Origin of the sequence: Sinorhizobium sp. CB7, from assembly GCF_041357635.1 — a bacterium.
In the GTDB taxonomy this organism is placed as follows: domain Bacteria; phylum Pseudomonadota; class Alphaproteobacteria; order Rhizobiales; family Rhizobiaceae; genus Rhizobium.
On the sequence record NZ_JAULLL010000019.1, the window covers coordinates 1 to 21,768 of the forward strand.

A 21,768-nucleotide genomic window follows, 5' to 3' on the forward strand; every position below is an offset into this window, starting at 1 on the left:
CGTCGCTAATCTTGCTTCCCAACGCTGACATTCGACCAGCATCCCAAGAGGCGACGACTGTCGCATCTCTAACTGGCTTATATGTCGCATCTCTAAAATGCTGCTACATACAAAGATCGCATAACATAGATTATGGAACTAAAGCAAATAGCCATTGTGACGGCAAACGGCTGGAAACCTGAATTCCCAAAGCCAAATCTTCGGCGATCAGTATAAGCCCTTCACGCTCTCACGCGGATTTCTCTCGCTGCGATCTTTTTCGAAAGCAGCTTTGGATCGCACGAAAATATGCTGTCCGGTCGGCCCGCAGCACACCAGACTTGGTCGTAGACCAGCAGGCTTTCGTCGACATAGACGGGCAGATTAATGCGATGACCGATCGGCGCGACGCCGCCGATGGCAAAGCCGGTCTCATCGCGAACACGGTCGATATCAGCGCGCTTTAAGTTCAAGCCATAAGCATCTGAAATATATTTCGTATCTGCATTGTGCGCGCCGGAGACCAGAACCAAGGTCAGCCTGTTCGTGGCAGCGTCGACAAAAACGAGCGATTTCACGATTTGTGCGACGGCACAGCCAGCGGCCTGCGCGGCTTCCTCAGCTGTGCGCGTGGACTGTTCCATGCGTTTGATGACGATACCGAGGTCCAGATCCGAGGCGGCTTTTTCGACTCGTCCGAGGCTTGAGAGCTTTTTCGTATCTTCGCTCATCGTTGGGCTCATAGCTGGCCTTCCGTTACGTCAACCTCGAAGCTCATTTGGTCGTATGCCGGCTCGACATGTGCCGGCGTCTCGGCCATCACAGTGTTGTAATCGAGCGGTGAGTGCATATGCGTCAGGATCGCGCGCTTCGGCCGAAAGTATTCGATCCAGCCGAGAGCCTGTTCCAGAGACAAGTGGCTCGGATGATACTGATACTGCAGCGCATCGATGATCAGGACATCCAGGTTCCCGAGTTTGCTGATGCTGTCGGGCGGAAAATCACTCACATCGCAGCAATAGGCAACATCGCCGATCCTGAATCCGAGCGAATGGATATCGCCATGATGCTGACGATGCGGCTGAAGTCGGATCGGGCCGCCTGCTCCGTTGATGACGATGTCGGCATTCAGACTTTCTATGATGATCGGCTCTACAACTGGCGGATAATTGCTGCCTGGCGGCGTCTCCATGCAGTAGCGAAAGGCTTCGCGAAGGCGATCCATTGTCACCTGGTCCGCATAGATCGGGATGCGCCGGTGCGAATTGTGAAAGAACCCGCGCAGATCATCGATGCCATGGATATGGTCGGCGTGAGGATGCGTGTAAAAGACGGCGTCTACTGAAGCGACGCTTGCCCTTATCATCTGTTCACGGAAATCGGGACCGGTGTCGACAACGACGGTGGTTACACCCCCATCAGGCGCTGTCTGCTCGATGAGGAAGGCAGATCGCGTACGTCGGTTCTTCGGATTCCCTGGATCGCAAGCCCCCCAGTCACCGGTGATCCGAGGTACGCCCGGCGACGACGAGCAGCCCAGTATGGTGAAGCGTCGCCGATAGGTCACGTTCGTCAGATCCTCGGCATTCGGGAAAAAATGCGATAGGCATTTTCCGTCGTGATCCTGCCAATTTCCTCGAGGCTCATGCCGATCGTTTCGGCGAGAACTTCGGCGGTATTAACGACATAGGATGGTTCGTTACGCTTTCCACGCCAACGCTTGGGCGCAAGATAAGGTGCATCGGTTTCCACAAGCAGCCGATCATGCGGGATCGTCCTGGCGATATCCCGCAATTCCTCCGATTTCGGAAAAGTCAAAATACCGGAAAAGGAGACGTAGCCGCCAAGTTCAATGCCGGTGCGCGCCAGATCCGCTCCGGACGAAAAGCAGTGCAGGATGAAAGGGAAGGCTCCCTTCCCCGTTTCGCTTGTCAGGATCGCCGCCATATCCACGTCGGCGCTGCGGCTATGGATCACAAGCGGCAGCTGCGTTTCGCGGGCCGCAGCGATATGGCGCAGGAACCCGGTCTTCTGGTCCTCGGGTTTCACGGTGTCATAGAAATAATCGAGGCCCGCCTCGCCGATTGCCACGACCTTTTCCTTTTTCGAAAGCCGCACCAGGTCCTCGACCTGGATGTCGAGCTCCTCGTCGGCATTGTTCGGATGCGTGCCGACCGAGCAGAAGACGGACGGATATCGTTCGGTGATTGCCAAGAGACCGTCGAGCTTGCGCACCCGCGTGGAGATCGTCACCATCTGCTTCACACCGGCCTCGTGGGCGCGCGCGACGATTTCATCGCGCTGCGCCTCGAAATCGGCGAAATCCAGATGGCAGTGCGTATCGATCAGCATCGCAGCCTCAAGCCTCAGGCGCGACGTAACGCGGAAAAACCGGCGTCGGCGCTTCGAGCGGCGTCCCCGCCACAAGACGACCAGACTGCCCGAGCGCGGCAAAATCGCGCTTATCCGCCGGCACCGCGACAAGATCGAGCAGCTTTGCCGCCGATTCCGGCATGAATGGCTGCAGCAGGATGGCGATCTGGCGAACGACTTCCGCCGTTACATAGAGCACGGTTCCCATGCGCGCCGGATCGGTTTTCTTCAGTGCCCAGGGCTCTTGGCCCGCAAAATAGCGGTCGGTTTCGGAGACGACGGCAATGATCGAGGCGAGCGCCCGATGGATCAGCTGCTTGTTCATATCTTCACGGGTCGAGGCCAGCAGCGCATCGACTTGCTGCAGCATCGCCTTGTCTTCTTCCGTCAGCGGGCCACACTCCGGAATTTTTCCATCGCAATTCTTGACGATCATCGAAAGCGAACGGCTGGCGAGATTGCCGATGCCGTTGGCGAGATCGGAATTGATGCGCGTGCCGATCGCTTCCTCGCTGTAGCTGCCGTCCTGCCCGAAGGAGACTTCGCGCAGGAAGAAGTAGCGCACCTGGTCGAGACCGAAATGATTGACCAGATTGACCGGATCGACGACGTTGCCGAGCGACTTCGACATCTTCTCGCCCTTGTTGAGCAGGAAGCCATGCGCATAAACACGCTTCGGCAGCGGCAGCTTCGCCGACATCAGGAAGGCCGGCCAATAGACCGCGTGGAAGCGGATGATATCCTTGCCGATGATATGCACGTCCGCAGGCCAGAACTTGGCGCGCGGACCGTTCCTGTCCTGAAGATAGCCGGTCGCGGTGATATAGTTCGTCAGCGCGTCGACCCAGACGTACATGACATGCGCCGGATCGTTGGGCACCTTGATGCCCCAATCGAAGGTCGTGCGCGAGATCGACAGATCCTTGAGGCCCGACTTGACGAACGAAATCACCTCGTTGCGACGCTCGGCCGGACCGATGAAATCGGGATTCTCTTCATAATGCTTCAGGAGCCTGTCTTGATAGGCGGAAAGCTTGAAAAAATAGCTTTCTTCCTGCACCCATTCGACAGGCGTACCCTGCGGGCCGTAGCGTACGCCGTCGGCGCGCAGCTCGGTTTCGTTCTCCTGATAATAGGCTTCATCGCGAACGGAATACCAGCCGGCATAGGAATCCTTATAGATATCCCCGTTATCGGCCATCAGGTTCCAGATGTCGCGCGAAGCCTCGTGATGACGTGGCTCCGTCGTGCGGATGAAGTCGTCATTGGACGCATTGAGCAACTTACCCATCGCCTGAAATTCCGCCGAATTCCGCTCGGCTAGCTGTTGCGGCAACAGGCCTTCGGCGCGTGCCGTCTGCTGCATTTTCTGGCCATGTTCGTCCGTTCCCGTCAGGAAAAACACCTCGCGCCCATCGAGCCGCTGGAAGCGGGCCATAGCATCCGTCGCAATCAGCTCATAGGCATGGCCAATATGCGGCTTGCCGTTCGGATAGGAGATCGCGGTGGTGATATAGAACGGAGAGTTATCTTTCATGGGTGGCATCTTACTTCTTACAAGTTTGTCAACCGCTCTTAGCGCAACTTGCTGCAGAGCGAAACATTAAGTTTCGCAGCGCAAAGCATTTGCAAGACCCCGGCGAGTGAGCTTGACTCGCATTTCCGCCCGCCTTACCCCATAGGGCTCTAACGAGCGAGGCAATCATCCGGGCAATGTCGCAATCCATCGATGAAATCAAAATCAGGTTTGCGCGGGGAACCTGACCTTTGACGCTGACAGCCCATTTCCAGCCGCTCTATTCGCTTTCCGGATTTTTCGTCGGGATGCTCGTCGGCATCACGGGCGTCGGCGGAGGTTCGCTGATGACGCCGCTCCTCGTCCTCCTGTTCGGCGTCCATCCGGCAACCGCAGTCGGCACGGATCTGCTCTACGCCGCCATTACCAAAAGCGTCGGCACGGCGGTCCATGGCATGCATGGGCGGGTCAACTGGCGAATCGTTCGATCACTGGCCGCCGGCAGCGTGCCGGCAGCGCTCATCATGCTCTGGACAATGGCCGGTGTCGATCGCAAGAGCAGTGCCGTGACGCACATGATCACGCAGTCGCTCGGCTGGCTGCTGTTTCTAACGGCTATCATGCTGATATTCCGGGCGCAGTTGCTGGCTTTCGCGAAAAAAGCGATTGGTGAACAAGCCCCTGCAAAGCCGGTCACGATCGCCCTGCTCACGCTCCTCCTTGGATTGGCGCTCGGCGTGCTTGTGACCATGACCTCCGTCGGCGCCGGTGCGCTCGGTGTAACCGTGCTACTTGCGCTCTATCCGCGGCTCGATGTTCGCGAGATTGTCGGATCCGATATCGTGCACGCGGTGCCGCTGACGCTGATCGGAGGCATGGGTTACTGGGCCATTGGTGAAATCGACTGGACGATGCTGTTCGCACTACTTGTCGGTTCCATTCCGGGGATCGTGATCGGAAGCCTTGCGGCACCGAGGCTGCATGAACGCACAATCCGGATCGTTCTCGCCCTCACGCTTTTCATCGTGGGCTGGAAGCTGATTGCAGGCTGATCGACATGTAATCACGTGCCCAGTTGCCTCATGTCTCCCAGGATTGTCAAAATGGTCTGCTTTCGATCGAGATTGTAAGCCTGTGACACCGTCAATTGTTCCGAGACGTCGGAATAAAGGCGAGCGAGGCGCTCGGCGGGTCCGATTTGTCCTGCTGCGGCGAGGCTCTTCGCCCGGCTCATGATGTCATCGCCGACATGGCTGATGAAGAACTCGAAGATCGTGTCGCTGTCCCTGCCGGACAAAGCATCGGCTAGTCTGTGCATCGCCTTGCGGGCCGCTGGCCCTTCCGCCGCCATGACCTGGTTGTAGGCGGCGATAATTTCACCGCCTCCGTAGTTCAGAAGCTTCAGGGCCTCGGCAACGCTGCCTTTGGCGCCAGCAAGCAGGATGTCCTTCTGCGCTTCGCCAATTTGCATCCCGAGATGGCCCAAGGCGCGTTCCAGTGCGTCATCACCCAGCGGCGACAATTTCAGCGGCAGGCAGCGCGAGCGGATCGTCGGCAGAAGCCGTCCCGGCGCGTGCGACAGAACGAGAAACATTGCACGCTTCGGCGGCTCTTCCAGAATCTTGAGAATGGCGTTGGCGGCGTTGCGGTTCATATCGTCGGCGGGATCGATGATCACAATGCGCCAGTTGCCTGTGCCGGACGTCTGGGCAAAGAAGCGCCCTGCCCTTCGTACCTCGTCGACCGTGATCGCAGATTTCACCTTCCCGGTCTTCTCATCAAACGGGCGACTGAGATGAAGCAAATTATGCGACGCCCCCGATGCAATCTGCCGACTGATCGGCGAAGCCGGGTCCGGATCGCTCAGGACCTCCGGGGCCGTTGCCGGATCGGGATGGGAGAGCACGTGATTGGCGAAGCGGAAAGCAAGGGTCGCCTTACCGATGCCTTCCGGCCCTTCGATAAGAACAGCATGGTGTCCCTTCCCCGAGCGATAGGATTGCGCAAGGAACCGTTCAGCCGTCTCATGGCCGTAAAGATGCGTATTTTCCGCAGGCGGTATGGCGCCGTCGAGAACGCCCGGCTGTTCATTCGTCATCGCGCCGATTCCGTTGTGCTCGCCGACCTCGGATCGCGCTGTGTCAATACGGCATCGACAATGGCGAGCACGTCCTGCGCAATCGCCTCTTCTTCCTGCAGCGCATCGACCACATGACAGCGATCCGGTTCGGCGGCCGCGATATCGAGGTAGGCTTCACGCCTCTTTTCGTGCGTTTCCAGCGTTTCCTTCTCGAAGCGATCCGGTTCGACAACGGAGGCCGCAGACGCGCTTCGAGAACGTGCGCGTTCCAATCCAATGCTTGCTGGAATATCGAGGATAACTGTGCAATCCGGGATCACGCCGTCGACTGCAACGCTTTGCAACGCCTCGATGAAATCCGGTTCAAGATTGCCGGTTATGCCCTGGTAGACACGTGACGAATCCATGTAGCGGTCGCAAAGAACGATCGTACCGCTCAACAGTGCGGGGCGGATCAGCTCTTCTACATGGTCGTTACGGGCCGCCGCAAAAAGGATCGCCTCCATGCGGGTACCGAACAGTTCCGCTGCGCCGGACAGAAGCACATGGCGAACGGCCTCGGCACCGGCCGAACCTCCTGGCTCACGCGTTACAAGCACATCGTGACCGCGCCGACGAAGCGCGTCGGCCAATCGACGGATCTGGGTGGATTTTCCGGCTCCCTCCCCGCCTTCAAAGCTGACGAACAATCCTGTACCGATCGACAAAGAACAAATCCTGCATCTGTCTACGTGTCCACGCCCCTGGATCACGATGATTTTGGGCCGAACCGACCCAAAATCATAAACGTGATCGATTCTAATAGTCAGAGCGGGATGCGGGCGGAAACCGCACGCACTTTTTCTCATCCCGCTCTGGCCTGTTTATCGCAAGATGGAACGGGACGAAACCGCCACCGTTCCGCAAACGTCTATTTCTCTTTGAATTTGCGGATAAATCAGTCTTTTCGATGATAATCTTCCTACCGCATAACTCCTTCGTGGAAGCGTGGAACCGCTCCCATCTTTTGCTTTTGGGCAATTGCGAACGCAAAACCGCTTCGCGCCTTTCGTCGAATTGTTTTAGGTCGGCTCGGGTTTATTCCATAGCCACGAAAAGAAGAGCGATTCTCCAAGTTCCAAGAGAGCGTCCATGGCGCGCCTATGAAGCGGTCCCTGCTCCACAGCTTTGCCCGTATAGAGCGGCACGTCCCTCAGCAGGCGGTTTCCGGAAAAAATGCGCAAGGTTCCCGCCTGGTAACCGGCTTCGACGGGAGCCGTCAACGGCCAGCGATATACGATGCGGGCAGCAAGCCGTTCAGGATTGCTAATCGGAATGTAGACGCTGACAGCCGACTTGGCGACCAGATCGACCGAAGACACGGCGCCGCCGTAGACACTCGCAGCGCCAATCACCTCGCCTTCGGCAAAAATCTGTCGGCTTTCGAAGGCCGTCAATCCCCACTCCAGCACCCGTTTGGCTTCCTCCGTCCGCTCCTTGTCGGAAGCAAGCCCAGCCAGCGCCAGAAACAGGCGCTTGCCGTCGCGTTCGACGGAGGCAACGATAGAATAGCCCTCACCTTCTGCAAAACCGAGCGCAAGACCATCGGCACCGATACCCAGATCGAGCAACGGATTGCGGTTGCGCTGAAAGATCTTGTTCCATTCGAAATCCGGCTGCGCGTAGTATTTGTAGAGATCGGGATAAGTCTGCTGCAACTGACGCGCCAATGTCACCAGTTCATGTGCGGATACCTTGCTGCCCGGGTCCGGCAGACCAGTGGCATTGGCAAACACGGCATTCGGCATGCCGATCTCTCGCGCGCGCCTCGTCATTCTTGCGGCAAACTGGGCTTCGCTGCCCTCCATGCCCTCTGCAAGGATGATGCAGCCGTCATTGGCAGCCTGCACGACAACGCCCTGAATCAGATCCTGCACCCGGATACGCGATTTCAGCGCGGCAAACATCGTTGAGGTGCGCGACGGCGCTCCACCGGTGCGCCAGGCATGTTCAGAGACCGGATATTCCGTGTCGAGCGCAACCTCCCCCTTCTGCAGGGCGTCAAAGACGACCTCCATCGTCATCAGCTTGGCAAGTGATGCCGGAGAAAAGACCTGGTCCTCGTTCTTGGCGAGCAACACCGTTCCGGTCGAAGCCTCGATCATGAAGGCCTGCTGCGCTTTCGTCTCGAAGGCAGGTATCGTGCCATCGGCAGCAACAGCGGAAGGGATCGGAAATGCCAGAAGGACAAGAAGAAAAAGCATGCACTTCCGCATTGCGAATCCCGTCAATCAAACGATGCCTTGGCAGAGTAGATAGAACGGCCGGCCGACGCAATGATTGCGTTATCGGCCCTGCACTTTCGCCGCCTGCTGATGCTTGAACGAGGCGAGGATCGAGGCTTGCGTCAACCCATCGTTACGCGCCATGACCGCATCGAAAGCGATCGGAACGACAACAGTCTTGACAGGAGCTTCGTTCTGGTAGGCCGAGGCAAGGGAGCCGCTTCGGATATAATCGGGCCGTTCATAGGGTATCGGGCCGATCTCCGGCAGGACGACGAGCTGATCGAAGGCCTGCGTTGCATTGTTCGCGGCGGGTGCCAAGCGCGGGGCGGCGCTGGGTGTCGAGCCGGCGTAGGACGTCGCGGATATCGGAACGGGGATTCTCGCCGGCTGAGGCGGCGTGTAGCCGATGCTGCGCAACTGATCGCCCATGGTCTGGTTCGAAGCCACCATCACGCCGGTTGCGATCTGGCCTTCCGGATTGATGCGCGGCAGACGGCTGCCTTTCGGTACGTAGGAAGCCATGAGATAAGGCATATCATGCCCGTCCATGCGGGCGCGCCCGACATATTGGACACGCACCTGGCCGGTGCCGCTGTGCTGCAGATCGAGCATATCGGCGGTCTTATTGGAAAGGTCGATAATGCGGCCTTCATGATAAGGCCCGCGGTCGTTGACGCGCACGATAACAGACGAGCCATTTTCCGTATTGGTTACGCGCGCGTAGCTCGGCAGAGGGAACGTCGGGTGCGCGGCGGAAAGATGCATTTGGTCGTAAACTTCGCCATTTGCCGTCAGTCTGCCGTGAAAAGCAGAGCCGTACCAGGATGCGACTCCCACCTTATCATAGGAAAAATCTTCCTTCGGGTAGTACCACTTTCCCCTCACCTGATAGGGATTGCCCACCATGTAGCGGCCGCCACCCTTGGGAATGTTATTGCCTGTGGCAACGCGGGGGCTGGCTTTGACGCCGTATTCCTTCTCCGAAAAATATTCCTTGGGATGAGAACGCTTTTTCGCAACCTGGGTCGTGCCGCATGCGGCAACCGTTGCGCACATCAATGACAGCGCAAACCACCGCATTCCGGTCGCGACCGTCGCCGCACCAATTTCAAACTTCATTTGTCCCACGCCGCTTACGACCGCTATGGTTAAGGAATGCTTCAGCCCAAAGGCTGCATTCGCCTAATCCCCAATCGGCTAACGAAGGATTAATCATGCGAACATCGTGTCGAATTTGCGAATAATTTCGCCAGGATAGGACCAATTCTGCTGAGTATGGTTTATAAAGCGTTACGGCAAACGATGGTCCGAAACGAAATATTAACAGCCTGAAGACTCCGTGAAGAGGCCGCGAATGCCTCGTCCGCGTGCCCCGCCTGCAGGCTCTTCCTCCGCGCGAAATGATGGAAAACAGCAAATATACTGGGAACGAATCGACGCTTCGCAAGTTGATGTGGTGGTTCATCCGCTGGAGGGTCGATCATGCGAAAGTTTACACTGGCGGCAGGTCTGGCATTTTGCCTCACCAGCCTCGATTTAAACACACAGGCACTTGCCGCCCTCGAGAATAACTTCGACTATAATGCCATACCGCAACCCGATGTTTCTTATGCGGAATATAAGGATCCTGCACTTACCGAACCTCCCATGGAGTGCCATCCGACCTATGCACCCGCCTTTATCCGCGCAAATGACGGTACGATCATCGGTGTCGGATATCTGGAACTTTCCGAAGATTGCGGGCCTTGAGATCAGGCCCGCGCAATCAACCGTGTGCGGCCCCTTCAGTTCAAAAACTCTGGCTCTCGCGCGTTATCCCACGCGATGATCGACGCTCGACAATGACGAAGAGATTACCCAGTATAGTTGCGAGAGCAGCGATTCTTACGGTTGATCGGCTGACGTCATTTCGAAGGGAGACGCATGACCACCGCGTTGACGTTGAAACATCGGGCTCTGACATGCCAGTGAACAAACCTCTCGCGGTGTCCGTCCTCGCTGCAATTTGCTCTGGGTGTGTCGACCAGGCAAATACTCCCACACTGCTCCCAATTGGTCATCCGCCGAACCCGCCGTGGGTCGCTCATACCTTTTGCGCGGGCGACGCCAAGGCGATGTATAACGAGGCGAAAAGCCAATATGAGTTACGTCTGCAAATGACCGGATATGCGGAAGCCGATCCGATTAACGAGGAAGAGCAGGCGAAGGCGGCGGCATATCGGAAATATGTCTCTTGCGTCGCGAGCCAGGGCTATCGAGCCGTCAACTGACTAGTGGAGTGCTACCCAGTCATAGAGTGGCTAATCACAGGGCCACCATGCGGGTGTTGCCCATAGCAAGCACGCGGCCAATGTCGCAGATATCATTTACTCATAAATGCTGAGCCAGCGCATAATCCTGAAAATCAGCATCGCTCTTCAGGATTATGCACTGCGAAGTGACAAGGCATCAGCAGCGTATCATCGCCAGCCAAATCAGAAAGACCGCCTGGAAATTCCAATGACTTGGTGAGGCCGCCGGGTAACTTGCAGTCTTGAAAATGCGGCGGCCTCCAGCTTTCGCCGCCTCTACATTAGATCTGCGGCGGCGCACAGGGTCAACGGCGTAGACCCTCAGCAATTTGGCTGAAACTATCCTCTTCAATCTTACGGTTCCGACCGGCATTGTTCTGTGAAGACGCCAACAGCCGGACAGTCGAATACGGATGCGAAGGACAGGAGAGCATTGAGGAAAACCGACGAGGAAAGGGGAGAGATACGGCAGCAGAGGGGGTTTATGCCTGCGGTTATTCGCTCGCCGCCAAAACGAGCCGCAGTAATGCTGGAAGCGATCGTGATCCTGTTCGCTTCATAATTGAGGCGCGGTGGTTTTCTACGGTGCGCTGGCTGATCCCTAACTCCGCAGCGATGACTTTACTGGATTGCCCTGCAATCACCCTGTCCAAAATCTGGCGTTGCCGCGTCGTAAGGCGCGAGAGCTGATCCAACGCGCCCGCCCGCTGATCATGTGGAACGACATTCAGTGGACGTTGTGGTTCAGCCTCTCCTTTTGATGAGGAAAGATGCAAAACGCCGCCTTTAACCGAAAAAAGCATACCAAACGGAACAAGGTAGAGATTGCCGGCCTTGATGGTCATGCCATCCTCCGCTTCAATGACAATAAGTCGGGTAAACGAAGCCAGCATTTGCGTTGTTACAGCCGTACCCAATGAATTGCCGGATTGTACGACAATCACCGCGATGCCGGTCTCATCGGAAAGAGAATTGAAAAACACCCTGCACGCTTCCAGGCCGTCTTCAGAAGCTCCAATCACGATGACCAAAGTATCAGAGTGATACGGCAACTGTTTCGCCGTTGATGTATTTTGAATCCTGGTGTGGAATGTATTTCCCTTTCGCTCGCGATTCGTTTCGATCATACTATCGTCCCACGTTTCTAGCTCCCGGAAGTACAATGAAGAAGAAGGAAATATTGTCGAAATCTTCTCGACTTGCGTTATGGATTTTAACATATCAGCCCTTTGAATATTAGCATAAGCAGAAAATCGATTTAGATCAATCATCAGACTCAAATGAATGAAAGAAGCAGGCGCAATTATCCAATCGGCTTAGACCAAAATCGTTATCTGTATATCGATCGGTATCTATCTGATGTAGTATGGCCGCTGAACGATGTATTGACGATTTTGCGTTTGCCTTAGTTTATTCGCGCTGCGTATGAGTATTTTCCGATACTATTATTTCTAAATTAGCCAGACGTATATTAGCAATTAACCCATATGCCTCAAGTGTAGAACCTGCCGGGGGGCGCGGATTTGGGCCGGCAAGGTTTTGAGTTAAGAGGGGTTCATGATGACCTTAACAATCCATGGCCAGAACAACTGGCCAGGCCAATTGTCGCGGCCTGCACAAATTCATGCCATCGCGAATTCGTCTGGAATTCCATCCGTGGACGAGATTGGAGAGGCAAATACGCTCGCCATCATTGATGATCGCGCTCTCGACAGGGAATGCCTTGCTCAGAGTCTGATTGCGCACGGTCTCAATATGAACGTGAAAATGTTCAGTACGATCGATTTGTGGAAAAAGTCCGGCAACAGAAACTTTTCCGGCATTCTGATAAACACCGGACATCGTGACTTTCATGAGAAGGCGTTGGCGGAAGAGGTGAAGCGGCTGGTAGCCGAGTTTCCGAACATCGCGGTCGTCATCCTATCCGACAACCATGATCTCAGGCAGATATTGATGGCGCTCGAGATCGGAGTAAAAGGTTACATTCCTTCTGCGATCGGTCTCAGTGTCTGTGTACAGGCAATCTCTCTTGCCCTCGCCGGCGGAATATTCATTTCAGCGGAGAATATCAACGATCTCCATGAGTTACTGACGGTCGCCGATCAAAAGGGACGCAGACGCGCGGAAATGTTTACCTCACGCGAGGAAGACGTCATCGACGCTCTCAGTCAGGGCAAACCAAACAAGATTATCGCTTATGAGCTCAATCTTTGCGAGAGCACAGTCAAAGTTCATATCCGCAACATTATGAAAAAACTGAAGGCACGGAACCGAACGGAAGTCATTTTCAAAATCAACGGATTATTCAACTGACTTGACGCGTTCGAACAGCGAATTGCGCTGTCCGCCATGCAAACCATGCAACCTGCGCAAAAGTTCGCCCGTATTTATTCGCTCTTTCCACGAGGGACAGATCCGGGCGATCTCAAATGCTTCTTCACATTGATCAGCCCGCCTCGCCTCTCGCGCTGCCGCCAGAAACATGGGTCCTTATGCAGCAGCGCGTGCGGGATGGCGTGCCCCGGCAACGCCGTCCTTCCGATCAAAACCATGACTACGCCTATATGACGAAGCCGGCGTCCGAACGAATGGCGTGAGGCGCCCTGCTGAGGTTGTCATATTTGCGACGAAGCAGGAGCGGACCGGAGCAAGAACATGTGTGGCTTCATCCAGAATTTCGAGAATTCCGATCGCTTGCGCAAACGCGCCAAGGAAGTCATCCCCGGTGGGGCGCATACCTATGCGAAGGGGGACGATCAATATCCCATCCTGTCGCCAGGATTCATCGATCGCGGTTCCGGATCCCATGTCTGGGATGTCGATGGAAACGAGTACATTGAATATGGAATGGGCAATCGCGCGGTGGGCCTTGGTCATTGCTACCCTGATGTTCTGGCGGCCGTCAGGCGCGAGCTGGAATATGGATGCAATTTTACGCGACCCTCGCGAATAGAAGTGGATTGCGCGACGACCTTTCTCGATCTCGTCCCGTCGGCGGACATGGTCAAGTTCTGCAAGGACGGTTCCGACGCGACGTCAGGGGCAGTCAGGCTCGCAAGAGCGGTAACGGGGCGTGATCTCATCGCGCGTTGCAGCGACCACCCATTCTTTTCAACAGACGATTGGTTCATCGCTACAACCGACATGAATGCCGGCATCCCGGAAACCGTCAGAAAGCTGACACTGGGCTTCCGTTACAATGATCTCGACAGTGCACGCATGTTGTTCGATCTCCATCCGGGCAAGATTGCGGCGTTCATTCTGGAGCCCTCGCGCGGGGAGAAGCCGGCGGATCGGTTCCTTCACAAGCTGCAGGCTCTTTGCCATCAGAATGGTGCGCTTTTGATTCTGGACGAGATGATCACGGGCTTTCGCTGGCATAAGGGTGGCGCCCATCAGCTCTACGGCATCGAGCCCGATCTCTCCTGCTTCGGCAAGGCGCTTGGCAACGGCTTTGCGATTTCCGCTCTGGCGGGCAAGCGCCAATTCATGGAAAGAGGCGGCATAGAACAAACGCAGCATCCGCGTGTTTTTCTGCTTTCGACGACGCATGGTGCCGAAACTCATGCGATGGCGGCAGCAATAGCCACAATGCGCGTCTACCAAAACGAACCGGTCATTGAACACCTCTATCGCCAGGGGCAGGCGCTGAAGATATCGATCAATCAAGTGATTGATCGCCACGGACTACAGGATTTCTTTGAGGTCACCGGCCATCCGACTTGCCTCACCTATGCGGCTCTCGACACGGACCATCGTCCCTCGCAGGCCTTCCGCAGCCTATTTCTGCAGGAGACATTGCGCCGCGGTCTCCTCGCACCTTCGTTGGTGGTCAGCTACACCCATGAGGACGAGGATATCAATCGGACGGTAGATGCCATCGATGGTGCTCTCTCCGTCTACAGGCGGGCACTGGAGAACGGCATCGAGCATTTCCTGGTCGGCCGACCGTCCGCGGTTGTCTTCCGCGCCTTCAATCAGCCCCCTGCCCGCGCAGCGGCTGCCGCCATGGCGAGCAATGGCTGATTCATGACAGCCCCATGCGTCTCGCAAGACGCATCGGGCTGTAACCCTTTGAATTGCTGCATAGTTTACCGGTTCCGATCTCAGGAACCATGCAGCGGTACCATGAAATCACAGACTGATCTGGTCTTCGGGGCCATTGCAGGCATCTGCGCCATCCAAGCCTATTCCTTAGGGCGTAGTGTCCCGGCCCTACTCCTCCTTTTTCGACCTAGCCGCAACCGATCTCCTCAATCACGATTTTCGCCCTGCCCCCGTAGCGTCTTCCAATATGCAACGACACTGCCGGAGGACCAGGGCAATGAAAGTTATGGTGACGGGACATAGGGGCTACATCGGTTCGGTAATGATTGGAATATTGCGCAAGGCAGGCCATGAGGTTCATGGTTATGACAGCGGGCTCTACCGCCGCTGCGCCTATGCCCCTGGCGGACCTTTGCCGATGGTCCCCGCAACTCGCAAGGACGTCCGCGACATCACCAAGGCCGATCTGAAAGGCTTTGATGCCGTGATCCATTTGGCCGCATTGTCCAATGATCCGCTCAGCAATCTCAATCCGGACACCACCTACGAGATCAACTATAAGGGCAGCGTCCGCACCGCCATTGCGGCGAAGGAGGCCGGCGTGAAGCGGTTCCTCTTTGCGTCCTCCTGCAGCAATTACGGGCTGGCGGGTGACGGCCTGGTCAACGAAAACTCAGAACTCCAACCGGTTTCCGCCTACGGGACCTCTAAAGTATTAGCCGAAAGGCATATTGCCACCCTCGCCGACGACAATTTCTGCCCCGTCTTTCTGCGGCCAGCAACCGCCTACGGCGTGTCGCCAATGCTCCGTTTCGATATTGTCCTCAACAACCTGATCGCGTGGGGCGTCACACAGGGACGAATCCTGCTGAAGTCGGACGGCAGCCCCTGGCGCCCCATCGTTCATATCGAAGACATTTCGGCAGCCTTCGTTGCTGCGCTGGAGGCACCGAGGGACGCTGTGTTCAATCAGGCCTTCAATGTCGGCCAGACGGAGCATAACTACCAGATCAAGGACATTGCCGAGATCGTTGCCGCCACTGTGCCCGGATGCCGGCTGGACTACGTTTCGGGCGCAAGTCCAGACAAACGGTCCTATCGCGTCGACTTCTCGAAGATCTCCCGTGTCCTTCCAGCCTTCAGACCGCGTTGGGATGCCAAGGCCGGCGCCGAACAACTCTATACAGCCTATATGAGTGCCGGTCTGACGCTTGCCGAATTCGAAGGACCGCGCTACCAGCGGATTGCCCATATCCAGCAGTTGATCGGCGATCACGTCATCGATGAAGACCTTAGGTGGCGACAGCCAGAGACGCACATCCCGGCCCCGGCCTTCGCCGAAGCCGATGCCTGAGAGTTGCAGCCATGGACGCGCTTCCTTCTGCGGCACAGGTCCTCGATCGAGATACAGGCCAGGACATTTACGCCCTGGCCAGCCGTCTTTTCCCGATATGCAGAAGCATCACGGGGCAAGGCGTCCGGGACACGATCGCCATCCTGAAAGACTTCATAGATATCGAACGCCATGATGTGCCGACTGGGACGCAGGTCTTCGATTGGGTGATCCCCAAGGAATGGAATATCCGGGATGCCTATGTGAAGGATCCCGCAGGGCGCAAAATCATCGATTTCGCCAGATCCAATCTTCACGTCATGAGCTACAGCACAAGCGTGCGGAGGGTCATGTCGCTGGGCGAACTCAAACAGCATCTTCACACGCTGCCCGCCCGAGCCGATCTCATCCCCTACAAGACGGCCTACTATGCCGACGAATGGGGTCTGTGCGTGGCCTATAGCCAACTCGTCGAACTTGAAGAGGGCGACTATGAGGTGATGATCGACTCCGAGAAATCGGAAGGGCATCTGTCATATGGCGAATATCTTCATTCCGGCACCACGGACAAAGAGGTCCTGCTTTCCGCTCATATTTGCCATCCGTCGCTTGCCAACGACAATTGCTCCGGGCTCGCTCTGCTGACCTGGATCGCGCGTGCGCTCAAGGCTCGCAGGACTCGCTACAGCTACCGGTTCCTGTTCGCGCCCGGGACGATCGGCTCGCTGACTTGGCTTTCCCGAAACGAGGACCGACTTGCGAATATCGCCCATGGCCTCGTCGTATCCTGCATCGGCGATGCGGGAGGCCCTACTTACAAGCAGAGTCGCCGTGGAAATGCTGTCATCGACCGTGCGGTCGCCTGTGTGCGCTGCAATGGCGATCGCCGTGCGGAAATGCAGCCCTTCAGCCCCTATGGCTATGACGAACGGCAATTCTGTTCACCCGGTTTCAACCTGCCGGTCGGGCTCCTGCAGCGGAGCGCATTCGGCACATTCCCGGAATATCATACATCGGCCGACAATCTCGACCTGATCCGGCCGGAGCATCTCGCAAGCTCGTTCCGGATGGTGATGGATATTATCGACGTCCTCGAGGAAAACTGGATACCGATCAATCTTTCGCCGAAGGGGGAGCCGCAGCTCGGTCGGCGCGGCCTCTTTTCCCCATTCGGCGGTCACAAGGTCAACAGTGACATGTCCATGGCGTATCTCTGGGTTCTCAATCTCGCCGATGGCGATCATTCGCTGCTCGATATTGCGGAACGATCGGACATGCCGTTTTCCACTATCGCCAGCGCTGCCGCGCGATTGCAAAAAAGCGGCCTCCTCGGCAGAGAAGAAATCACCGTTGATTAGGCGTCGACGGGTTGCGGTGCGAGCAACGGCCAATTCTTGTCCTTTTCGGAGATCACTGTCGGCTTAGCCGGCCAATCGATCGCGAGCGCGGCGTCATCATAGCGCATGCCGCTTGCATGTTCCGGTTTATACGGCGTGGTTATGAGATAGGAAACGACAGAGTCATCGCGCAATGACTGGAATCCGTGCGCACATCCTTTCGGAATGTAGAAATGCAGCCGCTGCTCGGGCGAGAGGATTGCGGCTGTCCACCTAAGGTAGGTCGGAGATTCCGGCCGCAAATCCACCGCGACATCCCATATGGCGCCCTGGATGCAAGTGACTAGCTTCTCCTCTTCATAGGGATACGTTTGGAAGTGAAGTCCTCGCAACGTGTGCTTGAGATAGGAATGGGATATGCTGTGCTGCGTGAAGCCCGACGCCAATCCATGCTCCTTGAATTCTTCGACGCTGAATGTGCGCGCGAATGAGCCTCGGGCGTCGAAATTTGCAATTGGTTCCATCAGCCATACACCGCTTATTGCCGTCTCGCTGAACCGCATGGATCGTCACTCCATTCTCATCCCGATGTTTCTCTCCGAAATCTGATTCAGAATCCGGCCGCGGGAAATTCAGCTTTAAGCCGTATGCCGGCATAGGCCCGGAGGTACCGTTTCCCGGATGGTCCCCGTGCCCTTTTGCGACACTTTAGTAAATATAAAATAAGTGGTACCTCATACAACTTTTGAACGACACGCGCGGCCAGATTGTGGTGTCGTTCTCACCCCCTCATCAGCGTAGCGTGCAGGCATGGAAATGCGGCCGATCAACCGCTATCTGGAGGGCTTTCTGATGAACTTGAGGGCAGACCATGTCCCGTCGATTCTTGCTGATGATTTGAGCGTTCAGCCGTGCCGGCTGTGCGGTACCCCTCTTGCCCATAGTTTCGTCAATCTTGGACTGTCGCCACCTTGCGAGAGCTACGTTCCCGCGAGCGCGATCGGTAACCCCGAGAGCTTTTACCCCCTGCACGTCTTCGTTTGCAGTGAATGCCTGCTGGTGCAGTTGCCGGAACATGTCAGCCCTCAGGCAATATTCGAAGAGTATGCCTATTTCTCATCCTACGCTCAGAGCTGGGTCGAGCATGCGCGGCGCTATTGCGACATGATCATCGAAAGGCTCGGCCTCAACGGCGATAGCCTTGTCGTCGAACTTGCCAGCAATGACGGCTATCTGCTTCAGCATTTCCTTCCCCACAATGTCCCGATCTTAGGCATTGAGCCTGCAGCTAATGTGGCCAAGGCCGCGTTTCAGAAAGGCATCCCGACCGAGGTCGCCTTTTTCGGCCGCCAATTGGCCGAGCAGATGGCGGGGCGCGGTCAGCGCGCGGATCTGATCATTGGCAATAATGTCCTGGCACAGGTGCCGGATCTCAACGACTTCGTCGCCGGAATGAAAATCCTGCTGAAGGCGGACGGTGTCATCACACTGGAATTTCCACATGTCGAGAGGCTGATTGCGGAGAACCAGTTCGACACGATCTACCACGAACATTTCTCCTATTTTTCGCTCATCACGATCGAAAAGATGGCAAAACGGCATGGGCTGAAGGTCATCGATGTTGACGAATTGCCGACACATGGCGGTTCCCTGCGTGTCTATCTCAGCCATGCCGAAAGCAGCAGGCAGCGCCAAAGCAGCGTCGACGAATTGCTGAGACGCGAGCTAGGCGCTGAACTTGACCGCGTTGAAACCTATGCCGCCTTCGACGAGGCTGCCCGCAGGACGAAACGGAACCTTCTGGCCTTCCTGATCCGACTCAAGGATATGGGCGCATCGATCTGCGGTTATGGCGCGCCGGGGAAAGGCAACACGCTTCTCAACTACTGTGGCATCGGCACCGACTTTCTCGACTTTACCGTAGATCGCAACCCCTACAAACACGGCCGCTTCACACCCGGCATGCGCATTCCGATCAAACCGGTGGACGCCATTGCACTCAGGAAGCCGGATTACATTCTTATCCTGCCCTGGAACTTCAAGGATGAAATCATTTCCCAAATGAAGCACGTCGGCGAATGGGGTGGCAAATTCATCATCCCCATCCCGGAGGTCAGTATCGTAGATCCCAAGGAGTTTCAGCCATGAAAGTTGTGCTGTTCTGCGGCGGCAGGGGCACCCGCATCCGCGAATATTCGGAGAGTATTCCGAAACCCTTGATCCCCCTCGGTTCACAACCGATCATGCGCCATGTCATGCAGTACTATGCTGACTACGGACATGACGACTTCATCCTTTGCCTCGGCTACAAAGCCAACACGATCAAGGATTTCTTCCTCAACAGCAAACCTCAGAACTATTCCGATTGTATCGTGTCCGGCGGGGATGTCGAACTCCTCGGCGATATTCAAAAGAGCTGGCGTATTTCGCTGATCGACACAGGTATCTGGCGCAATATCGGGGAGCGCCTCTGGGCCATACGCGATCACGTCAGAAATGAGCGGATGTTCCTGGCCAACTACAGCGACGGTCTGACGGATGTCGACCTTGACGATATGATCGCGCGTTTCGAGGCCAGCGGGAAGATCGCTTGCTTTCTTGCCGTCCGTCCGCCGCTGACCTATCACCTTGCCGACATCGAGGAAGGCGGCGGTGTCCGCGAGTTCCGGTCATCGGACCGATCCGATATCTGGATCAACGGCGGCTATTTCCTGCTGCGGCCCGAGATTTTCGATTACATGCGCGAAGGTGAAGAGCTGGTGCTGGAGCCATTCTCGCGCTTGATCGCGGAAAACCAGTTGATGGCCTATAAGCACGAGGGCTTCTGGAGGTCGATGGATACCCTCCGTGATTGGCAATCCCTCGAGGAAATGGTCGAGCGCGGCGATATGCCATGGACCCATCTCGGCAGGTCTGCCGATCGAAGCAGGATGGCGAAGTTATCATGAAGAACCTGTCACTTGCCGCTTCCGGAGAACGTTTATCCATTCTGTGCATCGGCGCCCACTCCGACGATATCGAAATCGGCGTAGGCGGCACGATTCTCCGCCTGCTGTCGGAGGGTGTTAAGCTGGATGTCCATTGGTGCGTCCTGAGTGCTGCGGACAACAGAGCCGAGGAAGCGCTGAGTTCGGCGCGTGCCTTTCTTGAACGGGCGGAAACGCACTCGATAGAACTCGCCAATTTTGATGACAGCTTCTTTCCGAGCCAGACCCGTGAAATCAAGAATTGGCTGCTCGCTCTCCGCGACAAGGTCAACCCGGATGTCATCTTCACGCATAGCCGCGAGGATGAACATCAGGACCATCGCGAGATCAACCGGCTGACCACCAATGTATTTCGAAACCATTTCATTCTGGAATACGAGATTCCGAAGTGGGACGGCGATTTGATCCAGCGAAACGCCTACGTCCCCCTCACCGCCGACATTATCGAGACCAAGGTCGCGCTGCTTCTCAGGCACTTCGCCACGCAGAGATCGAAGGATTGGTTCGACGGCGACACTTTTCGAAGCCTGGCGCGACTGAGAGGAATGGAATGTCGCGCTCCAGCGCGCTTTGCGGAGGCCTTCACGATCCGAAAAGTTCTCCTGGCGTGAGCCAGGCCGCAGTCTCCGCAAGCAAATCGGGCATACGAAATGCAGTAGCAGCAAGTCAGTGGTATCTACAGCAAATCGAGGGGTATGGGGCAATGGGCGAAGAAATCATTGATTATAAGCAGAATATGCTTAGGGCACCTGGTATGGCATCAAAGATGCTGACCTCAATTTCAGTTGACGACCAGGCTCGTTTTCCGCGAGCGAAATCCGGGGACTATCTTGCACTTGTCGACCGCCGGATGCTGGAGCGGGAGTGCTTGGCTCATGCATTGAATGTTTATCGCATCGGTATGAGAGTCATGACATTTTCCGATCTATCCGCATTGCAGGAAATCCAAGGCGAGGCGGGAATGCCGCGTGCCATCCTGTTCAATGCCGGGAATGCCGGCCTGGAGGACAGTCGACTGGAGGCCGAGATCAGCGAACTCGTGGCAGCAGTCGCGCCTACGCCGGTTGTTGTCGTATCGGAAAATCAGAACCTTTCGGATGTCCTCAACATAATTGCGCTGGGGGTTCAAGGCTACATCCCGAGTTCCGTCGGCATCGGTGTCTGTGTGCAAGCAATCGGCCTGGCGATGGCCGGCGGCAAATTCGTACCGGCAAGCGCCGTCATGCACATGCGGGCCTTGCTGGGTGTCAATTCCAAAGTGACCATCGGCACGAATTCGAGGTTTACCGAGCGTCAATCGGCGGTGGCCGAAGCGCTACGGCGCGGTATGGCGAACAAGGATATCGCGCAGGAACTCGATCTTTCCGAAAGCACGGTGAAGGTACACATCCGAAACATCATGAAGAAACTAGGGGCCACCAACAGAACGGAAGTTGCCTACAAGATAGGCGGCTTAAGGGAGGGCGATCGGCTGGATTGAACCCTCGCGAATATTTGTAATCTGGTTAGCCGCAGCGGGTATAAGCCTATGATTTTGTCCCACGATCCGCCAGGTGGC

21 protein-coding genes are annotated in these 21,768 nt (G+C 56.2%); 11 read left to right on the forward strand and 10 right to left on the reverse strand.

Features of this window, described 5'->3' with window-relative positions:
• Positions 1 to 221: 221 nt before the first annotated feature.
• From AAE029_RS28260 to metG, 4 genes are read right to left on the reverse strand one after another with little or no spacing between them, the layout of a single operon-like run.
• On the reverse strand, positions 222 to 710 hold the full coding sequence (locus AAE029_RS28260) for a YbaK/EbsC family protein (RefSeq protein WP_371076238.1): 489 nt from the start codon (positions 708 to 710) through the stop codon (positions 222 to 224).
• A gap of 8 nt (positions 711 to 718) precedes the next feature.
• The gene (locus tag AAE029_RS28265) at positions 719 to 1,546 is read right to left on the reverse strand and encodes an MBL fold metallo-hydrolase (RefSeq protein ID WP_371076239.1); all 828 of its coding nucleotides are present in this window, start codon (positions 1,544 to 1,546) and stop codon (positions 719 to 721) included.
• Positions 1,547 to 1,551: 5 nt separating this feature from the next.
• Positions 1,552 to 2,331 carry a TatD family hydrolase gene (locus AAE029_RS28270; RefSeq protein WP_371076240.1) on the reverse strand — a complete coding sequence of 260 codons (780 nt, stop codon included), beginning with the start codon at positions 2,329 to 2,331 and terminating at the stop codon, positions 1,552 to 1,554.
• Positions 2,332 to 2,338: 7 nt separating this feature from the next.
• Entirely contained in the window at positions 2,339 to 3,889 is a 1,551-nt protein-coding gene (gene metG, locus AAE029_RS28275; RefSeq protein ID WP_371076241.1) for a methionine--tRNA ligase, read from the reverse strand.
• Between the two features lie 236 nt (positions 3,890 to 4,125).
• Between metG and AAE029_RS28280 the strand changes: the two genes are divergently transcribed.
• Positions 4,126 to 4,920 carry a sulfite exporter TauE/SafE family protein gene (locus AAE029_RS28280; protein WP_371076361.1) on the forward strand — a complete coding sequence of 265 codons (795 nt, stop codon included), beginning with the start codon at positions 4,126 to 4,128 and terminating at the stop codon, positions 4,918 to 4,920.
• Positions 4,921 to 4,931: 11 nt separating this feature from the next.
• Here the strand turns inward: AAE029_RS28280 and AAE029_RS28285 are convergent, their stop codons facing one another.
• The 4 genes from AAE029_RS28285 to AAE029_RS28300 form a co-directional block, all read right to left on the reverse strand.
• Positions 4,932 to 5,966 (reverse strand): DNA polymerase III subunit delta', encoded by a 1,035-nt coding sequence (locus AAE029_RS28285; protein WP_371076242.1) that lies wholly within the window; start codon positions 5,964 to 5,966, stop codon positions 4,932 to 4,934.
• Complete coding sequence (gene tmk / locus AAE029_RS28290) at positions 5,963 to 6,655, reverse strand: dTMP kinase (RefSeq protein ID WP_371076243.1); 693 nt, start codon at positions 6,653 to 6,655, stop codon at positions 5,963 to 5,965. Before tmk ends, AAE029_RS28285 begins: the two co-directional genes overlap by 4 nt.
• 354 nt (positions 6,656 to 7,009) lie before the next feature.
• A complete protein-coding gene (locus tag AAE029_RS28295; protein ID WP_371076244.1) occupies positions 7,010 to 8,203 on the reverse strand; it encodes a D-alanyl-D-alanine carboxypeptidase family protein in 1,194 nt (397 codons plus the stop codon).
• A gap of 69 nt (positions 8,204 to 8,272) precedes the next feature.
• Entirely contained in the window at positions 8,273 to 9,334 is a 1,062-nt protein-coding gene (locus AAE029_RS28300; protein WP_371076245.1) for a septal ring lytic transglycosylase RlpA family protein, read from the reverse strand.
• 363 nt (positions 9,335 to 9,697) lie between these two features.
• On the opposite strand from AAE029_RS28300, the gene AAE029_RS28305 reads away from it, so the two are divergent.
• A complete protein-coding gene (locus AAE029_RS28305) occupies positions 9,698 to 9,964 on the forward strand; it encodes a hypothetical protein (protein ID WP_371076246.1) in 267 nt (88 codons plus the stop codon).
• 212 nt (positions 9,965 to 10,176) lie between these two features.
• Complete coding sequence (locus AAE029_RS28310) at positions 10,177 to 10,485, forward strand: hypothetical protein (RefSeq protein WP_371076247.1); 309 nt, start codon at positions 10,177 to 10,179, stop codon at positions 10,483 to 10,485.
• Positions 10,486 to 11,000: 515 nt separating this feature from the next.
• Here the strand turns inward: AAE029_RS28310 and AAE029_RS28315 are convergent.
• Positions 11,001 to 11,633, reverse strand: a complete 633-nt coding sequence (locus AAE029_RS28315; RefSeq protein WP_371076248.1) for a LuxR C-terminal-related transcriptional regulator — start codon at positions 11,631 to 11,633, stop codon at positions 11,001 to 11,003.
• A 430-nt stretch (positions 11,634 to 12,063) separates the two neighbouring features.
• Here AAE029_RS28315 and AAE029_RS28320 point away from each other — a divergent pair, with 430 nt between their 5' ends.
• The 4 genes from AAE029_RS28320 (at position 12,064) to AAE029_RS28335 (ending at position 17,244) form a co-directional block, all read left to right on the forward strand.
• Positions 12,064 to 12,819 (forward strand): LuxR C-terminal-related transcriptional regulator, encoded by a 756-nt coding sequence (locus tag AAE029_RS28320; RefSeq protein WP_371076249.1) that lies wholly within the window; start codon positions 12,064 to 12,066, stop codon positions 12,817 to 12,819.
• A gap of 342 nt (positions 12,820 to 13,161) precedes the next feature.
• Positions 13,162 to 14,532, forward strand: a complete 1,371-nt coding sequence (locus tag AAE029_RS28325; RefSeq protein WP_371076250.1) for a glutamate-1-semialdehyde 2,1-aminomutase — start codon at positions 13,162 to 13,164, stop codon at positions 14,530 to 14,532.
• Between the two features lie 298 nt (positions 14,533 to 14,830).
• Positions 14,831 to 15,907 (forward strand): NAD-dependent epimerase/dehydratase family protein, encoded by a 1,077-nt coding sequence (locus AAE029_RS28330; RefSeq protein WP_371076251.1) that lies wholly within the window; start codon positions 14,831 to 14,833, stop codon positions 15,905 to 15,907.
• A gap of 11 nt (positions 15,908 to 15,918) precedes the next feature.
• On the forward strand, positions 15,919 to 17,244 hold the full coding sequence (locus AAE029_RS28335) for a DUF4910 domain-containing protein (protein ID WP_371076252.1): 1,326 nt from the start codon (positions 15,919 to 15,921) through the stop codon (positions 17,242 to 17,244).
• On the opposite strand, the gene rfbC is transcribed toward AAE029_RS28335, so the two are convergent.
• On the reverse strand, positions 17,241 to 17,786 hold the full coding sequence (rfbC, locus tag AAE029_RS28340) for a dTDP-4-dehydrorhamnose 3,5-epimerase (RefSeq protein ID WP_371076253.1): 546 nt from the start codon (positions 17,784 to 17,786) through the stop codon (positions 17,241 to 17,243). The two genes, AAE029_RS28335 and rfbC, sit on opposite strands and share 4 nt — an antisense overlap.
• Positions 17,787 to 18,075: 289 nt before the next feature.
• Between rfbC and AAE029_RS28345 the strand changes: the two genes are divergently transcribed.
• The 4 genes from AAE029_RS28345 to AAE029_RS28360 all read left to right on the forward strand — a co-directional run bounded on the left by AAE029_RS28345 (position 18,076) and on the right by AAE029_RS28360 (position 21,690).
• Positions 18,076 to 19,371, forward strand: coding sequence for a methyltransferase domain-containing protein (locus tag AAE029_RS28345; protein WP_371076362.1), 1,296 nt, complete (start codon positions 18,076 to 18,078; stop codon positions 19,369 to 19,371).
• The gene (locus AAE029_RS28350) at positions 19,368 to 20,171 is read left to right on the forward strand and encodes a sugar phosphate nucleotidyltransferase (protein ID WP_371076254.1); all 804 of its coding nucleotides are present in this window, start codon (positions 19,368 to 19,370) and stop codon (positions 20,169 to 20,171) included. Before AAE029_RS28345 ends, AAE029_RS28350 begins: the two co-directional genes overlap by 4 nt.
• On the forward strand, positions 20,168 to 20,821 hold the full coding sequence (locus AAE029_RS28355; RefSeq protein WP_371076255.1) for a PIG-L deacetylase family protein: 654 nt from the start codon (positions 20,168 to 20,170) through the stop codon (positions 20,819 to 20,821). Before AAE029_RS28350 ends, AAE029_RS28355 begins: the two co-directional genes overlap by 4 nt.
• A gap of 92 nt (positions 20,822 to 20,913) precedes the next feature.
• Positions 20,914 to 21,690, forward strand: a complete 777-nt coding sequence (locus AAE029_RS28360) for a LuxR C-terminal-related transcriptional regulator (protein WP_371076256.1) — start codon at positions 20,914 to 20,916, stop codon at positions 21,688 to 21,690.
• Positions 21,691 to 21,768: the final 78 nt, after the last annotated feature.